Raw genomic sequence first — 18,838 nt, 5'->3', positions numbered from 1 at the left:
TACAATAAATAAATAACAAATAAAATGGCTTTAATAAAATCAGTAAGAGGATTTACTCCCAAAATCGGGAACGATACATTCCTGGCCGATAATGCGACTATCATTGGCGATGTTGAAATTGGGGACGGATGCAGCATATGGTTTGGAACCGTGCTAAGAGGTGATGTAAATTCTATTCGCATCGGGAATGGGGTCAACATACAAGACGGATCTGTTTTACATACGTTGTACCAGAAATCGATCATTGAGATTGGAAACAACGTATCTGTTGGACACAACGTGGTAATTCACGGAGCTAAAGTATGCGATGGAGCTTTATTGGGCATGGGATCAATTATCCTTGATCATGCGGTGATTGGAGAAGGTGCTATTATTGCAGCTGGAGCCGTGGTGCTAAGCAATACACAGGTTGAACCGGGAAGTATCTATGCTGGTGCTCCGGCAAAGTTTATAAAGAAGGTAGATCCGGAACAGGCTAAAGAGATGAATCAGAAAATAGCGAACAATTACCATATGTATGCTTCGTGGTACAAAGAGGAATCTGAATAAATGAAAAAGATTATAGGCGCATTGCTCCTTGTTTGTATTTTTGTTGGAGGGTATCTATTAATACCCTCCAACTATTATCTACGGCAAACAATCGTTCATTTGTATCCCAAAATTGATCAATATCCAATTTTTGAAAACAGAAAAGTTTCGGCAAAAGATCCTCAACCATGGGAAACAGCTGATGTATACAACAAACTGTCTATTAACCCGGCCTATCTACCCCAGTTTAAAAAACACGGCACGGTTGCTTTTCTTGTGATTCAAGATAGTGCATTAGTTTTTGAACAGTATTGGGAGGATTATTCGGATCAAAAAAGAAGTAACTCGTTTTCTATGGCTAAAAGTATAGTCTCCCTGGCTATCGGATGTGCCATTGATGATGGTTTTATTGCCAACACTGAACAGGCTGTTAGTGATTTTATTCCAGAATTCAATTCATTTAACGGAAAGAAGCTTACGATAAAACACCTGCTCACCATGAGTGCTGGTGTTGATTTTGAAGAGTCGTATGTTTCTCCTTTTTCTCCAACAACGCAACTCTATTATGGGGATAACTTAAAAAAAGCTACTGGCGAGAGTTTAAGCGCTTATGTATCAAGACGACTTTGGACTCCAATGCATGCAGAAGAGGATGCTTTGTGGAGCCTGGATCATAAAGGTGGATCGGAAAAGGCGTATTGCTGTTTCAATTCTAATGCGCGAGACTTCGCGCGGTTTGGACAGCTTATTCTAAACAACGGTTCCTGGGATGGCAATCAGCTAGTATCTGCATCTTATATTAAAGAAGCAATTACTCCGGATACCTTGTTGATAGATAAAAAATACAATGAACCTAACAGGCACTATGGATATCAATTCTGGAAATTGAATTTTGAAGGATCTGAAGTAGTTTACATGCGGGGTATGCTTGGACAATATGTATTTGTAATTCCCGACAAAAGAGCCATTGTTGTGAGACTTGGACATAAAAGAGGCGAAAATTATACAAGTCAGCATTATCCTGACGATATTGATGTTTGGCTAAAAGCAGCATCCGACTTATTGAATCAAAAAGAAAACAAAACATTCTAAACAGATATGCAATGAATTACACTAAATTATTTTTAAGCGTTGTAGCATTATCGCAGGTTTCTCTTTCTGCTTTTCCGGCATTGAAAGATAAAGAGATCATGTATAAAACTCCCGAACCGCTAAATCCTCCTACGTACATTTGTTATAAAGCTCCCTCTAAAATTACAATAGACGGTAAATTATCTAAATCTGAATGGGATGCGATACCCTGGACATCCGACTTTGTAGATATTGAAGGAGATAAGCAACCACTCCCCTATCTTCAAACCCGGGCAAAGATGACATACGATCAGGACGGGATGTATTTTGCCGTATTGATGGAAGAACCTCACGTTTGGGCAACCATCAAGGAGCACGATGCCGTAATATATCATGACAATGATTTTGAAATTTTCCTGAATCCTTCGGGAGATACACATAACTATCTTGAATACGAAATCAATGCTTACGGCACGGATTGGGACCTTTTCTTAAACAAGCCTTATCGCGATCCGGGTAATATTGTTTTAAATAACTGGGAATTTGCCGGCATGAAAAAAGCCGTGTATGTAGATGGAACATTGAATAATCCAAAAGACAAGGATAAGTCCTGGAGTGTTGAAGTGTTTATTCCCTGGAAGTCCATTTATCAGGTTATGCGTGGAAAGGAAAAGCCTCAAGACGGTGATCAGCTTCGTATTAACTTCTCACGCGTGCAATGGCCAACTAAAATTGAGAATAACAAATATGTGAAAGTCCCCAAACAAGGGCAAGATAAAATTGCTGAATACAACTGGGTTTGGGCTCCCACCGGAGTAATTAATATTCACTTGCCGGAGTATTGGGGATATGTGCAACTATCAAATAAGTTAGCAGGAAAAGGAGAAGATGTATTTAAAGCAAATCCTGATGAAGAATATAAGTGGATTTTGCGTCAGTTATATTACCGTCAACAAGAATATAAATCGGTCAACGGCGAATACGCCTCTAAGGTTTCAACTCTCAAGCCTGAAGAAGTCTGCAAACCCGAAGTAGCCAAACGTATTAAATTATATACAACACCTGGGTACTACGAACTCACACTTTCCGCCCCTAATAAACTATGGCACATCCGCCACGACGGATTGGTTTGGTAAAAAAAGAAAGGTTACAGCTCAATTGAACTGTAACCTTTCTTTTTCTTTTGAATGATTGCTGATCCGATATATTTATCCTCACAAGGGTATCGATGCAATTATTCTATTTGTTGCTCCAATGTTGCTTTTTACAAAATCTCCAGCGGCAGCTCCGGCGGCTTCAAGTAAATCACGATAGGTAGAAAGTTCTTCCATTTTGGATTCGAAAGTCTTTTCATCTGTTATTGAAAATGCGCCTCCTACCTGCAACAAATCTCTAGCCTCTTTAAACTTCTGATACTTCGGTCCGAATATCACTGGCATTCCATAAACAGCAGCTTCCAAAACATTGTGGATACCTGCACCAAAACCACCTCCGATATAGGCTAAATCTCCATAACGATAGATAGAAGACAATAAACCGAAACTATCTACTATAAGACAAGATTTTCCTTTAATATCTTTTTCCGTTGCCTCAGACAAACGAATAGAGGGTCGTTTTAACATTGATTCAATATGCATCAGGTGATCTTTATGGATCTCGTGTGGAGCAATAATAAGTTTCAACTCCGGATGATCATTGAAATAATTCAGATAAACCTCTTCATCCTGTTGCCAGGAGCTTCCGGCTACCATCGTTAACTGATTGTCGGATCTGTTATTATTAACAAACAGGTCGACCATTGGAACTTGCTTAGTGTTCTTATACACGTCTTGTACCCGATCAAAACGAGTATCTCCGAAGACAGAAACATTCGTAACACCATACTTCGAAAGCAATTCGCGCGATGCATCATCCTGTACAAAAATATGAGTGAAATAAGAAAGGACCTTTCTGTACATTCCTCCATACCATTTGAAAAACAGTTGCTCTTTCCTGAATATGGCTGAAACGATATATACCGGAATATTGCGTCTTTTCAGTTCACTTAAATAATTATCCCAAAACTCGTACTTTATAAATATCGCCATCACAGGTTTTGACAGGTCAAGAAACTTCTTAACCCGGTATGGGGTGTCGAACGGAAGATAACATACCACATCGGCCCCTCCGTAATTTTTTCTTACCTCATAACCCGAAGGAGAGAAAAAAGTAAGCAGAATCTTATACTCAGGATGTTCTGCCTTAATCTTCTCAATTAAAGGGCGTCCTTGTTCAAATTCGCCCAATGAAGAGGCATGAAACCAAATATACTTCGCATTCCGGTCTATCTTCTCCCGAAGAATTCCGTTCGTTTTCCATTGGCCTAAACGCATTAATCTGGCCTTTTTATGAAAAGGAGAAATCAATTCAATAAAAAATGCGTAAAGGTGGATGATAAGACTATACATATCTTATATACTTGTTATTTTAATATTTCAATAGCACGTTGCAAACGGGCAATAGTCTCCTCCTTACCCAAGGCTTCTGTAATATTGAAAATATGCGGTCCTTTGGACTCTCCCACCAATGCCAGGCGAAATGCATTCATTATATTTCCTAAATGGTACTGATTCTGTTCAATCCATCCCTTTACAATCTCTTCCGTATTCTCTACTCCGAAATCATCTACAGTACGCAATACTTCGATAAGTTCTGTCAACTGGGCTGACGAATTATCTTTCCAACGCTTCTTTACCGTTTTCTCATCGTATGAAAGCGGTGCTACAAAGAAGAATGCCGACTGATCCCAAAGTTCTTTGACAAAGTTTACGCGTTCTTTCATTAATGAAACAACCTTTTCTACATAAGAGGAGCAAACTTCAATTCCATTTTCTGCCAGGACTGGTTGAAATAATGCCGCTAACGTTGCGTTATCTTTTTTCTGTATATATTGATGATTAAACCATTTTCCCTTCTCATAATCGAACTTGGCTCCACTTTTACTACAGTGTTCAAGTGAAAACAATTTAACCAGCTCATCCATAGTTAAAATTTCCTGGTCATTTCCCGGATTCCAGCCTAATAACGCAAGGAAGTTGACAACTGCTTCAGGCAAATACCCGCTTTCTCTGTATCCTGAAGAGATATCTCCGCTCACAGGATCTTTCCATTCCAAAGGAAATACGGGAAAACCTAATCGGTCGCCATCCCGTTTACTTAACTTTCCATTTCCTTCAGGTTTAAGCAATAACGGAAGATGGGCAAAGGCAGGCATTGTATCTGTCCATCCCAGGTAGCGATACAACAATACATGTAATGGTGCACTGGGAAGCCATTCTTCACCGCGAATCACATGAGTGACTTCCATTAAATGGTCGTCTACTATATTGGCCATATGATAAGTGGGAAGTTGATCTGCTGATTTATATAAAACTTTATCATCCAATACAGAAGAGTTGATGATCACTTCTCCACGTATCAGATCGTTTACAACAATATTTTCATTGGGCTCGATCTTAATCCTGACCACATACTGATTACCTGCAGCAATCAATGTGTTGGTCTCTTCAGCTGATAAAGTAAGTGAATTACGCATCTGCATACGGGTAGAAGCGTCGTACTGAAAGTTGGCAATAGCGTTTCTTTTTTCTTCCAACTCTGATGGAGTATCAAATGCGATATATGCCAACCCATTGCTTATAAGCTGATCTACATACTGCTTATATATCTCCTTACGCTCACTTTGACGATATGGACCGTAATTTCCACCAAAGCCTACTCCTTCATCAAATTTAATACCCAGCCATGTTAATGCCTCTATGATATAATCTTCTGCTCCAGGCACAAATCGTTGAGAATCTGTATCTTCGATACGAAGGATTAAATCACCGCCATTTTGTTTAGCAAATAAGTAATTGTATAAAGCTGTACGTACGCCACCAATATGTAATGCACCTGTGGGGCTTGGCGCAAAGCGAACTCTAACTTTTCTTTGGGACATAATGTTCTTGTATTGTTATAATAATTGGGCAAAAGTAGACCTTTTTTTTCTCATAGTAAACTTTTTTATGTACATTTCGCCATAAAATATGTACTTTTGACCAGAAATAACGAACAATATGACAGTAAAAAACTTCAAAATACCTTCTGCAGTTTACTTTATTGTAACCGCTCTGCTTATTGCCTACTTCTTTCCCAGAGAGGGGAAATTCAGATACCAATTTTTTGAAGGAAAGCCCTGGAAATACGGACTTTTGACTGCGCCCTCCAATTTCCCTATTTACAAGACAGATAAAGAGGTAGCACTGGAAAAAGACAGCGTTCTTAAAGATTTCAAGCCCTATTACAAAATTAATCGTACCATAGAGGCAGCGCAAAAAGAAAAGCTTAGAAAAGACTATGCAACAACGTTGAAACATATTGCCGGATCTTCCTACATGCAATATGTAGAACACTCTTTATCTAATCTGTATGCCAGAGGAATTGTATCCTACGAATCACTGAATCAACTTAATAAGGACAATTATGCTGAAATAAATGTAGTTGAGAACAATGTTTCGAAAACTCACTTTGTAAGTGATTTATTTACGGTTAAAACGGCTTACGAATTTATTATCAACAATTGCCCTCCCCGATTAGACAAGAAAGTACTTAAAGCTTGTGATATAAATAATTATCTGGTGGAGAATGTGTCTTACGACAGCACAATGACAGCCAGAGTAAAGGATGAACTGTTACAAAATGTATCACTTGCATCTGGAATGGTACAAGCTGGAGAACGTATTGTTGACCGTGGAGAAATTATTGATGGATATACTTACAATGTGTTACGGTCGTTAAAGATAGTGTACGAAAATAAGACAGGAGGTAATCAGCGGATGGGAATGATCCTCGGAGGACAGTTTGTTCTTGTGATGGGAATCATGCTATGTATGTGGTTGTATTTGTGGTCTTTCCGGGTAAAGATTTTTCATAATCAGCGTAGTGTTATATTCTTGTTATTAACAATTATTGTACCATGTTTGCTTACGGAATTCTGCGTTACCTATGGCTTATTTAACGTATATATTCTTCCATATGCAATTGCCCCCATTGTTGTTCGTACATTTTTTGATTCGCGAACAGCCTTATTCATGCATCTGGTAACCATTCTTTTGTGTTCGTTAATGGTTCCTTTTCCTCATGAGTTCCTTCTACTACAGACGGTAGCAGGTATGGTAGTTACGTTTAGTCTGAAAGAGTTGTCTGAAAGATCACAGTTAATCAGATCATCCTTCTTTATTTTTATAGCTTATGTTATAATATACTTAAGTCTGGCGGTTTATCAGGAAGCTGATTTCCAGAAAATAAACTGGATGATGCTGCTTTATTTCGGTATTAATTTTATACTGCTCACTTTTGCCTACTTATTGGTTTACATGTTAGAGAAAACCTTTGGGTATGTATCCAGTATAACTTTGGTCGAATTATCAAATATCAATAATCCACTGTTAAAAAGTCTGTCGGAGACTTGTCCGGGAACTTTTCAACACTCCCTGCATGTTTCTATTCTTGCAGCTGATGCCGCATCCAGAGTTGGTGCGAACTCTCAATTGGTGCGTACCGGAGCATTGTATCACGACATAGGTAAGATGAGTAATCCGGCATTCTTTACTGAAAACCAAAGCAGTGTTAATCCACATGAAAAATTATCACTTGACGAGAGTGCACAAATTATTATCAGTCACGTTACTGAAGGTGTTAAAATTGCAGAGAAAGCAATGCTACCTAAAGCAATAATTAATTTTATACGAACTCATCACGGAAATGGTAAAGCGAAGTACTTTTACAATTCGCTAAAAAATCTCAATCCTGATCAGGAAATTGATGAAAGTCTGTTTACCTATCCGGGACCGAATCCCTTTACCAAGGAAACGGCCATACTTATGATGGCCGATGCCGTGGAAGCTACATCCCGCAGTTTAAAAGAGTACACTGAAGAAAATATTAAAGAAGTTGTAAACCGGATCGTCGAAGGGCAAATAGCCGATGGTCTGCTTAGAAATACACCTCTTACCTACCGTGATGTGGAGACAATTAAAAATGTATTTTGTGAAAAATTAAAAACAATGTACCATACAAGAATCAGTTATCCCGATCTGAAGAAATAACTTCCAATAATCCGGAACAGGCATCTTCTAAAAGATCAAGCACCAGTTCAAATCCTTCAGCACCACCGTAGTAAGGGTCTGGAATGTGATCGTATGTGTGTGTGCTTAAATATTCGGACATGCGATGTATTTTGGCCGAAGATTCCAAATCAGGAGCAAGTTTCTTTAAATCCTGTATGTTTCGGTCGTCCATTCCTATGATAAGATCAAAATTATAAAAATCGGCTATTATTACGGGACGGGATCTTGAATCCAATGTATAGCCTCTTTTAGAAGCATGCTTCCTCATACGGGGATCGGGAAGCTCTCCTTGATGAATGCCAAGTATTCCAGCCGAATCAATCTCGATTTCATGTTCTAAACCTGACTCTTTAACCAGTTTTTTCATCACACCTTCTGCTGAAGGAGAACGACATATATTTCCTAAACAGACAAACAATAATCTTAATTTTTCTTGTTTCATACGTATACTAACTATTAATAAATAAAGGGTAAGTAACCCAAATCAATTTCTTAAATAAACCATTATGCCGGATCAACATCAAAATGTACCAATAACTGCTTGTAATCGGAATTCTGCTGCATTTCACACTGTACCGAATCAAGTAGTTTCCGAACAGGAGATATGTTGGCCGATATTTCTATTTTTAGAACAATCTTCTTAATGTGTAATGATTGAACTCTTGTAACCGGAGGCGAAACCGGTCCCAAAACCCTGTCGCCCAGTTTTTCTTTTAGTTTAGCCGCAAACAATAGAGATTGTTCTTGCAATACGGTTTCATTACGGCTTCTTAGAACTACTACAATTAATCTGTAATATGGCGGATAGCGGAACATGCTTCGCTCGGTTAATTGCATCTTTGCCATTTCCTGATATGCAAAACGCTGTACCATTTGAATTAATGGATGCTCTGGTTGAGTGGTTTGAAGAATAACAGTACCCGATTTATCTCTTCTTCCAGCACGTCCGCTAACTTGAACCATCAATTGATACGCACGCTCGTGAGCACGAAAATCCGGATAATTAAGTAAGCTGTCAGCATTAATAATTCCGACTACACTTACATTTCCAAAATCCAACCCTTTTGAAACCATTTGAGTTCCTATGAGTATGGATATTTTTCCTCCATCAAAGTCATCGATAATCCGCTCGTATGCCGTGCGGGTTCTGGCAGTATCAAAATCCAGGCGACCAATTTTAGCCGCAGGAAACAAAGATGCAATCTCTTCCTCAACCTTCTCTGTACCCACTCCCATCATCTTCAGGTCTGACTCCCTGCACTCCGGACAAACCGGAGGGAGTTGATATGTATAGCCGCAATAGTGGCAAACCAGCTGGTTCCGAAATTTATGAAAAGTAAGACTTACATCACAATTCACACAATGGGGTACCCAACCACAGGATTTACATTCAATTACCGGAGCAAACCCCCGTCGGTTCTGGAAAAGAATAACCTGTTCATCGTTATTCAAAGCTTCGGTTATCTTATCAATAAGTATAGGCGAAAAAAGAGCATCTTTCATTATCTTCTTCCGCTTCAGTTCTTTTACATTTACAGGAATAATCTGAGGCATCAGGGTATTTCCATAACGTAAATTTAAAGAAACCAGACCATACTTACCAGTCAACGCATTGAAATATGAATCGAGTGAAGGCGTTGCAGAGCCCAGAAGGGTTTTCGCTCCATGCATATTTGCGAGCATTATTGCAGCGTTTCGTGCATGGTAACGAGGCGCAGGATCCTGCTGTTTATATCCGGGTTCATGTTCTTCGTCTACGATAACAAGTCCCAAATCATAAAAAGGGAGAAATAATGAAGATCTTACACCCAATATAAGTAGCGGTTTTTTTTCTGCCCGCAACTTATTCCACACTTCCACACGTTCGTTGTCGGAATATTTTGAGTGATATACAAGTAATTTATCTCCAAATACCTTCGTAAGTCGATTGGTAATCTGTGTTGTAATCGCTATCTCAGGCAAAAGATACAACACCTGTCTGTTTAAAGATAAAACTTCCGATATCAACCGTATATATATTTCTGTTTTACCGCTTGAAGTAATACCGTGTAGTAAACAAACATCTTTTATTTTAAACGATTCATGAATATCAGCATAAGCTTTTTCCTGATCAGGAGATAAAGGCTGCGGCGGTTGCAATCTGGATATATGAACTTGCAATCTACCAACCTCCTTATCGTAGTATTTCAAAATTCCTCTTTTAACAAGCCCATCCAGCACAGATACACTGCATTCACTTTGCTGTAAAAGCTCTTTTTTTGTAACCTCTGTGGCTAAGGTAGGGTTTAGAATATGACTTAAATCCAGGTAAGCAATAAGTAAAAGTTCTTGTTTATGTGCCCTTTTTAGTAGATCAAATGCTTTTTGCAAAGCATCATGGCCTCTATATTCGTCAGAAAGAGAAACATAGGTCTCCAATTTGGGTGCAAATCCTTTTTTCAATTCTTCCTGTACCTCTACTGCTCCGTAAGTTAGCAAAACGGACAATGTGGAAACAACATTACGAAGACCGGTTTTCTTTTCCAGCTCGGATACAGTTAATTTCTGACCATCTGAAAATGCATCCAACACCGCTTGTTCGGCTGGTCTCAAAGGGAATTGGGCTTCAAAATCTTTGATACAAGAAACGGCTGTTTCACTTTCCAATTTAAGGCCGGAAGGTAAAGCTGCCTTGTACACATCGCCCAACTTGCACAAATAATACTCCGAAAGCCATTGCCAGAAGCGCAATTGAGGTCTGCGTAAAACCGGACTGGCATCCAATAATGCATAGATTTCTTTAACTTCAAGTGTAGATTGGGGTTGTCTGTTATGAACTTCCAACACAATCGCAGTGTAATACCTTCTTTTTCCAAAATGGACAATAACCCTACATCCGGCAACAAGTGCAGCCTGCATATCCTGAGGGATGCGATACGTATAGCTGTTGGCAAGAGAAAGAGGGAGAATTACATCTGCGTATTTCATTTTTTCTATCATAGAGAGTTCAAAATAACAAAAAAAGCCGGACTTCTGAAAGTCCGGCTTCCTGAATATTTGTTTTTTAGAACAGAATTGCAGCAGTTATTGACCAAGTACGGTTTTTTCCGTCATTTAGATCACCTAATCCAACTTTATTTACACTATAATTATCAGTCAGCCCAATACCATAATTTACACCAACCTGTAAATGGTTCAACAACTCTACCCCGGCACCCAGATTGACTCCCGCTCCAAAAGATTTTGCCTCAATCTGTGATTCAATTAAATCCCACTTTTTATCGCCTCCAGCACGAAAACTTAAATAGGGACCTGCGGCAACATACAATTTTGCTACAGAAACACCCGTTTTCCACTTTAAATTTACAGGAACGTCAATATAATCCGTCTTCATGCTTTCATCCTCAAACTCGAGACCTTTCTGAGAGTAAAGCACTGCAACATCAATACCTAACCCTGTAACAGGAATCATCGCCTCAATCATTGGTCCAATGTGATAACCTGTCACATTGTTCGGATCTATAACATCATCACTAAAGTGGACCGAAGCTATATTCACTCCACCCTTCACCCCAAATTTCACTTGTGCATTTAATGGAGCATATAATACTCCAAGCATAAGGGCTACAAATACTAACACAATTGACTTTTTCATCACAAACTTTTTTCTTGGTTTCACATGCAAATAAAAGCACTTTTCATTTAGAAAACAAATGAAAAACATTAAGAGTTCAAACAATAAAGAAAGCACAAATCTGATACGCTGCTCACACGTATACAAATTCATGCTTCTTTTCTAATTATTATGGCAGATAATTAAAAACTTGCATAAAGCACAATTCAAGAAACAACAGGGAATCTGTAATAACGATATGATGGTTCATATGTTTCAGTAGCCTTTCCTCGAAGCTTTTGAAATTGTGTGCAAAGCAGGTCTTCTGACTTACTTCCATATCCGAAGCCTTCCCGTTAAATAAAAACAGTGGCGATCAATCCGGTACGTTATGAAGTTTACAGCAGCGGGACTGTCCGGGATTTACACCCGATTCCCTTTTAATCCTCCCCGAGAATACGGTTATGGAACATTGCGTTACAAAGATGGTAAATATTTGCGAATCGATAAAGCAAATCATATAAATTGAATTTATCGACTCATAGAAAATACCAATTAATAGGTATCAGATTTCTCATTTTATGCTTTTCAGCATATTTCAGGTCTATATTTTCATTATTTAAGGTGATTGCATGATCATTTCAAACTTGTGAAATTTGCATAAAAAATTTAATGTAACAATTTTATATATGAGAAAGACTAAAATCACAACTTTGATTCTAACGCTTCTGATCGTCTGCAGCGCTTTCGGGAAAGACGCACTGGTTCCTTTAATTAAAGGACGGGTTGTCGACGAAAAAGGACAACCGCTGCCTGCAGCTGCTGTATATATTGAAGGATCTATGGTTGGCACAACGACCGATAATGACGGATCATTCTTCTTTAATCAGATCCCATCAGGCAAAAGACAAGTAACAGCCCGTTTTATAGGATATAAACAACAGACTCTTGAAGCACAGGTTGCAGATGGCAGACCTGCCGTTTTGCACTTCGAGCTTATTCCAGATGTTAACGAATTGACAGACATCGAGGTATTTGGAGTAAGAGAAAAACAACCCGAAAAACTAAATGCAGTAACTCGTTTACCCCTTCGTCCGAGTGAACAAATACAAAGTATCTCTATTATATCCAACAAAGTAATCGAAGAGCAGGGTAATATGACCATTACTGATGCTGTACGAAACGTTGTGGGGGTTACTCAATTCGCCTCTTTTGGTAACGCGCAGGAAAGTCTGTCAACCAGAGGGTACAGAGGAATCCCAACCTTGAAGAACGGCGTACGGGTTCAGTCCGATTTCAGAGGAGGTGGATTTCTTACAGATATGCAGGGTGTGGAAAGCATTCAGGTATTGAAAGGAACTGCGGCTATTACACAGGGTATCGGGAACGACTTAGGTAGTGCCGGTGGTGTAATTAACATCGCGACAAAAACACCTAAATTTGTAAATGCTGGAGAAGTAAGCTTGCGAAGCGGCAGTTGGGGACAATTCCGTCCTACTTTTGATGTTCAAACAGTTCTAGATAAGGAGCAAGCTATTGGATTCCGTATTAACGGAGCTTTTGAACGTGCAGATAATTACAGGACGAATGTATCAAAAGACCGTATATATGTTAATCCATCCTTTGCCTGGAAGCCAAACAAAAAAACTTCTGTAACAGTTGAGATGGACTACATGCACGACACTCGTACGCCAGACCGAGGAACCGTAAATCTAGCAGCAGATAGCGTGAATGCTTTATATAAAATGCCTCATAACAATTTCTTGGGTTTTGAGACAGATAGAGCGTTGACAAACAATCTTACTTATGCGTTACGGTTTGACCGATCCTTGTCTGATTTATTTAGTGTACGGGTTGCTTATTTTGGATCTACACTTGATACAGACAATACCGGAGCAAGTACTTCGACCTTAAAGAATGTATCAAAAACCGGGTTATACAACTTGCGCAGCCGCTCTCTTACACGTTCAACACGTGCAGACAACAACAGTGCTTTACAGATTGACTTAATTGGCAGGGATGTATTTACAGGAAAAACGAAGCATACTTTCCAGGTAGGATTCGATTATCGAACAAATCATACCGAAACGGTTGCCTATGGAGCTATCCTGGTTGATACAATCGATGTTCTAAAACCTATTAACAATACATTACCTTCATCTACAGCTGAATTAATTGCGGGTAAGGCTATCGTTGCAAACTCATACAGCTACGGACTTATGGCACAAGATGTTATTACATTCAACAAGTATTTGAAAGCAACATTGGGTATTCGTTATAGTTATGGGAATAGTAATACGGATACATCTACGGGATTCGTAACCGGTGATGCATGGAATCCAATGGCCGGCATAATTATCACACCATTGAAGGGTTTGAATATTTTTGGATCCTACGCAAGCACGACAGATTTAAGATCTGCAGCCAACTTGATGGAGGACAACACTCCAGTAGGAGCTTCTCGTTCTGATCAATTTGAAGCCGGTATTAAATCAGATTGGCTTAATAACCGCCTCCGCTTTAATCTAACATTCTTCCATATAATGAATGACAATCTGACCTATTCCGTTTATGATGAAAGTTGGACAGCAACAGGAAAGTATGGAAAAGCTGGAAAGCTGATGCGTCGGGGTATTGAAACAGAACTTACCGGCCGCATTTTAGAGAATTTACAAGTAATTTTAGGTTATGCTTACCTGGATGCACAGTACAAGGATAGTCCGGCATATCATGAAGGATCAGCTCCGATGAATGCCCCCAAGCATACTGGAAATGGGTGGGTATATTATACTGTTAACAATGGAACTTTAAAAGGATTATCTCTTGGTGTGGGAGCATATTATGTGGGTGAGCGTCCGGTTAACGAATTTACCTACAAAGCAACTCATACAAATACCACTCCTAACATGAAACCGTTTGATTTGGATGCTTACACAACTGTAAATGCTCAGATCGCCTATGCATTCGACAAGTTTCAGGTGCGCGGCTTATTCAACAATATTTTTAATGGGATCGGCTATACCTCTTATTACCGGGGAGGATATATCAATCCGACTGATCCATTCAATGCTGCAGCAGTAATCAGTTATCGTTTTTAATAAGTAACCTTGAATGACAATCAAATGAAAAAAGCAATAAAGTACATTCATCTGGTTTTGTCCCTTCCGGCAGGTATCGTTTTAACGATTATCTGCCTGACAGGGGCAATCCTTGTTTTTGATGATGAAATAAACCAGCTAATTAATCCGTCTCGTTATTATGTTGAAAAGACGACTCAGGCTCCTCTACCATTAAATCAATTAATAGACATAGTTAATAAGCAACTTCCCAACAATAGTGTTTCTGAGATCCAGTTGCATAATGATCCCGAACGTACAGCTGTTGCTACTCTAAAAGAAGGATTCAGGGTATCTGCTTTTATTAACCCATACTCGGGTGAAGTACTAGCCATCTCTCCTTACCGTGAAACATTTTTCTTTAAAGTGATGTCTTTACACAGATGGTTAATGGATAGTAGCCGAACAACCGGTAAATGGATTACTGGAGTATCTACAATATTTATGGTCATTTTATTAATTACAGGATTGATTCTTTGGTTTCCAAATAAGAAGAAAAAAATAAAATCCAGCATTACCATAAAAAGGAAAGCCGGCTTTAATAGAAAACTCTATGATATTCACAAAGTCCTGGGTGCTTACGCAAGTATTGTTTTGCTTACACTTTCATTAACGGGACTTATGTGGAGTTTCGACTGGTATAAAAATGCAGTAGGACGAATCTTCAGTATTGAGATGTCAGAAGGAAAGCACGGAGGAGGAAATACCAAAGGAAGTCGAAACGAACAAAAGAAGAATGATGTAAAAGCAGGTTCTCATTCAGTTATTCAATGGGATGCTATGCTGGAGACGATTAAACAAAAGGTCCCGAAATATTCTTATATACGATTAGGAGAAGATAAGGCAACAGTACTTCCAGTAGATGCGCTTCATGAAAGAGCTACAGATATTTATTCGTTTGATGCTGAAACAAACGAAATCAAATCAGTAAAATATTATAAGGATGAAAATCAGCGCAAAATGAATGGCTGGGTATATGTATTGCATACAGGTTCGTGGGGAGGTTGGATTACAAAAATAATAACATTTATAGCAGCCATTATAGGTTCAAGTCTTCCTATTACCGGCTACTGGATGTTTATCAGACGAATTAGGAAGAAACATAAGTAATCAAGAAATCTTCAGTATATTTGCATCTATATAAGTATGACAATTATGATAGAGGGATTGAAAAACAGACGTACTGTCCGCAAATATTTGGATAAAGGTATTTCGGATGATTTATTGAATGAATTGCTTGAAGTGGCTTGCCGTGCCTCCAATACTGGTAATATGCAGCTTTACAGTATAGTAATTACCCAGGATACTGAACAGAAAAAAAGACTTGCTCCGGCACATTTTAATCAATCCATGGTAACTACAGCTCCTGTGGTAATTACGTTCTGTGCCGATGTAAACCGTTTTGTAAGATGGTGTGCCCAACGGAATGCAGAACCTGGCTTTGACAATTTTCAGACCTTTATGGCTGCTGTTATCGACTCGATGCTTGTTGCGCAAACGTTTTGCAACGCGGCTGAAGACAACGGTTTAGGAATTTGTTATCTTGGAACAACAACATACAACGCGGATAAAATTATCGAAATTCTTAACCTACCCTCATTGGTCGTCCCAATTACAACAATCACATTGGGCTATCCCGACGGCTTGCCTGCCCAGGTTGAACGACTCCCTTTGGAAGCGATTGTGCATAATGAAAAATACAAAGATTATACGGCCGACGATATAAATCTATATTATGAAGCTAAAGAATCGTTGGCCGAGAATAAGAAATTTATAGCCGAAAATAATAAAGAGACATTGGCTCAAGTATTTACTGATGTAAGATACACAAAGAAAAATAATGAATACTTTTCAGAAGTGTTCTTGAAAGTACTCAAAGATCAGGGATTTATGTAATTTTGAATTCATTGTAAATAACGAAATAAGGGTGTCTTAAAAGACACCCTTATTTCGTTATTATACGAGTTGTTATAAATAAATCCTCTCGAATTCCTATTGATACTAAATACGATTTAACACTTTATCAATAAGGATGGGTAAGCTCTCCTTATAATCGGTATTCATCTTTTTATCAACCCTCCCTGCTATTATACAACAAACGGTCATTGCCCGATGCCCCATCATAGCCGAAAGTCCCGCTAAAGAAGAACTTTCCATTTCAAAATTAGTAATTTGAGCACCATTATAGTTAAACAACTCAATTTTCTTATTCAACTCCGGATCCGCTAAAGGTAAGCGTAGCTCCCGACCCTGCGGTCCGTAAAAGCCATTGGCTGCAATCGTCACCCCCTTCAGGATATCATTGCTGGTTATTTGTTCAATCAGCGACTTGTCTGCAGCAACGACATACGGACGAATTTCTGAAATTTTCCAGTCAAGCTGGCTGAGTAATTCTTCTTCAAAAGCTACGTCTCTGGTATTTTTATTATTTGCATAAAAATAAAGTACGCCATCAAATCCAATTGAACGTTCGGCTGCAACGTAAGTACCTACAGGAACAAAATGCTGCAAACCTCCTGAAGTCCCAATCCGAACCAACGTTAATTGAGTAAAGATCTCTTTAACCGTACGAGAGGTAAAATCAATGTTAACCAGCGCATCCAGCTCATTGAGAACAATATCAATGTTATCTGTTCCAATTCCATGAGAAACAACCGAAATGCGCTTTCCCTGAAAGTAACCGGTAATTGAGTGAAACTCTCTGTTAGATACCTCGCATTCAATAGAATCAAAACGGGATGCAACAGACGACACTCTCTCGGGATCACCTACCAGTATGATTTTGTCCGACAGTTGACCCGGCTTTAAATGCAGATGGAATACACTTCCATCTGCATTAATTATAAGTTCTGAAGGTGGAATTACTCGCACGACTAATTAGTCTTTTAATGGTTTGGATGAACTTGAAGCCGGTTTCCCTATCGCATCACGCATAGAGGTATCGGCTTCGATATTTCTCATCTTATAATAATCCATAATACCCAGATTACCGCTACGGAATGCTTCCGCCATAGCTTGTGGTATCTGAGCCTCAGCTTCAATTACTTTTGCACGCGCTTCCTGAGCCTTTGCTTTCATCTCCTGCTCCAAGGCAACAGCCATGGCACGACGTTCTTCAGCTTTAGCCTGAGCAATATTTTTATCAGCCTGAGCTTGATCCATCTGAAGAAATGCACCAATATTTTTACCAATATCGATATCAGCTATATCAATGGAAAGAATTTCGAAAGCCGTACCGGCATCTAATCCTTTACGAAGCACCAATTTTGAAATAGAATCTGGATTTTCAAGCACTGTTTTATGACTTTCGGATGATCCGATCGACGAAACGATCCCTTCACCAACACGGGCCAGAATTGTTTCTTCTCCGGCACCACCAACCAATTGCTTAATATTAGCTCGCACCGTAACACGAGCTTTAGCTATTAACTGAATACCATCCTTTGCAACAGCTGTAACCGGAGGTGTATCGATCACCTTAGGATTAACTGACATTTGTACAGCTTCGAATACATCACGACCAGCTAGATCGATTGCAGTTGCCATCTGAAACGATAAATCGATATTTGCTTTAGAAGCAGAAACAAGTGCATGAACCACTCTTTCAACATGTCCGCCAGCCAAATAGTGAGCTTCAAGTTCATCACGCGTGAGCTGTTTTAAACCAGCCTTATGAGCTTCAATCATTGCTCGGGCGATGATGTAGGGAGGCACCTTACGGATACGCATCAAAAATAGCTGTATCAGGGATATATTTACACCCGATACTTTTGCCGAAATCCATAAAAGAAACGGCACGTAATAAAAGAAAATGGACAAAAGCAACACCGCTGCTCCAAGCAGAATCAACGGCAGAAAGGTCATTTCCATAGACATTGTATTTAAAAGGTGAATACTGTTTATTTTTTAATTTTAACCAATAAATTACTGGCATCGATTCCTGTAACCACAATTGGTGTATTTTCATCTACAAAACCATCAATTGATTTAGCCTCGACCGTAATTCCTTTTACCCGGATCTTACCCATCGGATTAAGGCGCGAAACAGCAATTCCTTCGTCTCCTTGCACAATTCCCAGATCGCGGGTGGAGATCAATTTACTGTCTACCTCTTTTTTTAATGCAACCCTATTGAATGAGTTTGAACGAAGCAACCAAAAAAATGATACGGCAAATACTACTGCTGATACAATCAAGCTTATATTTCCAGCTTGTACTCCCAACTCGCTGTAAGCATATAAAATACCTCCTGCTGCAAATAGAAAACCTCCTATTCCTGCCACAGTTATTCCTGGAAGTAAAAAGATTTCTAGCAAAAGCAATACAATTGCTACTGCAAGTAGAAAAACAACAATGGCAATATCTAGTATCATAGTTAATAA

15 protein-coding genes and 1 riboswitch are annotated in these 18,838 nt (G+C 39.1%); of the genes, 7 read left to right on the top strand and 8 right to left on the bottom strand.

Annotation, left to right across the window (positions count from 1 at the left end; all coding sequences use genetic code 11):
• Nucleotides 1-24 precede the first annotated feature (24 nt).
• From F5613_RS05790 to F5613_RS05780, 3 genes are read left to right on the top strand one after another with little or no spacing between them, the layout of a single operon-like run.
• Nucleotides 25-549 carry a gamma carbonic anhydrase family protein gene (locus F5613_RS05790; protein ID WP_068180661.1) on the top strand — a complete coding sequence of 175 codons (525 nt, stop codon included), beginning with the start codon at nt 25-27 and terminating at the stop codon, nt 547-549.
• Nucleotides 550-1,620, top strand: a complete 1,071-nt coding sequence (locus F5613_RS05785; RefSeq protein ID WP_179399064.1) for a serine hydrolase domain-containing protein — start codon at nt 550-552, stop codon at nt 1,618-1,620.
• A gap of 11 nt (nt 1,621-1,631) precedes the next feature.
• A complete protein-coding gene (locus tag F5613_RS05780; protein WP_179399063.1) occupies nt 1,632-2,735 on the top strand; it encodes a carbohydrate-binding family 9-like protein in 1,104 nt (367 codons plus the stop codon).
• A gap of 78 nt (nt 2,736-2,813) precedes the next feature.
• Here F5613_RS05780 and F5613_RS05775 read toward each other — a convergent pair whose 3' ends face one another.
• Both F5613_RS05775 and gltX read right to left on the bottom strand, forming a co-directional pair.
• Nucleotides 2,814-4,046, bottom strand: a complete 1,233-nt coding sequence (locus F5613_RS05775) for a 3-deoxy-D-manno-octulosonic acid transferase (protein WP_179399062.1) — start codon at nt 4,044-4,046, stop codon at nt 2,814-2,816.
• 14 nt (nt 4,047-4,060) lie between these two features.
• Nucleotides 4,061-5,578: a glutamate--tRNA ligase gene (gene gltX, locus F5613_RS05770; RefSeq protein WP_179399061.1), complete on the bottom strand. Its 1,518-nt coding sequence runs from the start codon at nt 5,576-5,578 to the stop codon at nt 4,061-4,063.
• A gap of 118 nt (nt 5,579-5,696) precedes the next feature.
• On the opposite strand from gltX, the gene F5613_RS05765 reads away from it, so the two are divergent.
• A complete protein-coding gene (locus F5613_RS05765) occupies nt 5,697-7,727 on the top strand; it encodes an HD family phosphohydrolase (protein ID WP_179399060.1) in 2,031 nt (676 codons plus the stop codon).
• Here the strand turns inward: F5613_RS05765 and F5613_RS05760 are convergent.
• From F5613_RS05760 to F5613_RS05750, 3 genes are all read right to left on the bottom strand, one after another.
• Complete coding sequence (locus F5613_RS05760) at nt 7,702-8,190, bottom strand: low molecular weight protein-tyrosine-phosphatase (protein WP_179399059.1); 489 nt, start codon at nt 8,188-8,190, stop codon at nt 7,702-7,704. The genes F5613_RS05765 and F5613_RS05760 overlap by 26 nt on opposite strands.
• A 62-nt stretch (nt 8,191-8,252) precedes the next feature.
• Nucleotides 8,253-10,715 carry a replication restart helicase PriA gene (priA, locus tag F5613_RS05755; protein ID WP_179399538.1) on the bottom strand — a complete coding sequence of 821 codons (2,463 nt, stop codon included), beginning with the start codon at nt 10,713-10,715 and terminating at the stop codon, nt 8,253-8,255.
• A 76-nt stretch (nt 10,716-10,791) separates the two neighbouring features.
• Nucleotides 10,792-11,382: a porin family protein gene (locus tag F5613_RS05750; RefSeq protein ID WP_068181131.1), complete on the bottom strand. Its 591-nt coding sequence runs from the start codon at nt 11,380-11,382 to the stop codon at nt 10,792-10,794.
• Between the two features lie 256 nt (nt 11,383-11,638).
• Nucleotides 11,639-11,830, bottom strand: a riboswitch (cobalamin riboswitch).
• Between the two features lie 199 nt (nt 11,831-12,029).
• Here F5613_RS05750 and F5613_RS05745 point away from each other — a divergent pair.
• Genes F5613_RS05745 through F5613_RS05735 form a run of 3 tightly spaced genes read left to right on the top strand, consistent with a single transcriptional unit; the run spans nt 12,030 to nt 16,352 of the window.
• A complete protein-coding gene (locus F5613_RS05745) occupies nt 12,030-14,438 on the top strand; it encodes a TonB-dependent receptor (RefSeq protein WP_179399058.1) in 2,409 nt (802 codons plus the stop codon).
• Nucleotides 14,439-14,462: 24 nt separating this feature from the next.
• On the top strand, nt 14,463-15,566 hold the full coding sequence (locus F5613_RS05740; protein ID WP_179399057.1) for a PepSY-associated TM helix domain-containing protein: 1,104 nt from the start codon (nt 14,463-14,465) through the stop codon (nt 15,564-15,566).
• Between the two features lie 45 nt (nt 15,567-15,611).
• A complete protein-coding gene (locus F5613_RS05735) occupies nt 15,612-16,352 on the top strand; it encodes a nitroreductase family protein (protein ID WP_179399537.1) in 741 nt (246 codons plus the stop codon).
• 105 nt (nt 16,353-16,457) lie between these two features.
• On the opposite strand, the gene F5613_RS05730 is transcribed toward F5613_RS05735, so the two are convergent.
• From F5613_RS05730 to F5613_RS05720, 3 genes are read right to left on the bottom strand one after another with little or no spacing between them, the layout of a single operon-like run.
• Nucleotides 16,458-17,327 (bottom strand): nucleoside phosphorylase, encoded by an 870-nt coding sequence (locus tag F5613_RS05730; RefSeq protein ID WP_179399056.1) that lies wholly within the window; start codon nt 17,325-17,327, stop codon nt 16,458-16,460.
• A 6-nt stretch (nt 17,328-17,333) separates the two neighbouring features.
• On the bottom strand, nt 17,334-18,326 hold the full coding sequence (gene floA, locus F5613_RS05725; RefSeq protein ID WP_079683818.1) for a flotillin-like protein FloA: 993 nt from the start codon (nt 18,324-18,326) through the stop codon (nt 17,334-17,336).
• Between the two features lie 29 nt (nt 18,327-18,355).
• Entirely contained in the window at nt 18,356-18,829 is a 474-nt protein-coding gene (locus F5613_RS05720) for an NfeD family protein (RefSeq protein WP_179399055.1), read from the bottom strand.
• Between the last annotated feature and the right edge of the window lie 9 nt (nt 18,830-18,838).

It is taken from the genome of Macellibacteroides fermentans (genome assembly GCF_013409575.1).
GTDB lineage: Bacteria > Bacteroidota > Bacteroidia > Bacteroidales > Tannerellaceae > Macellibacteroides > Macellibacteroides fermentans.
This window is presented reverse-complemented; position numbering and strand designations above follow the sequence as displayed.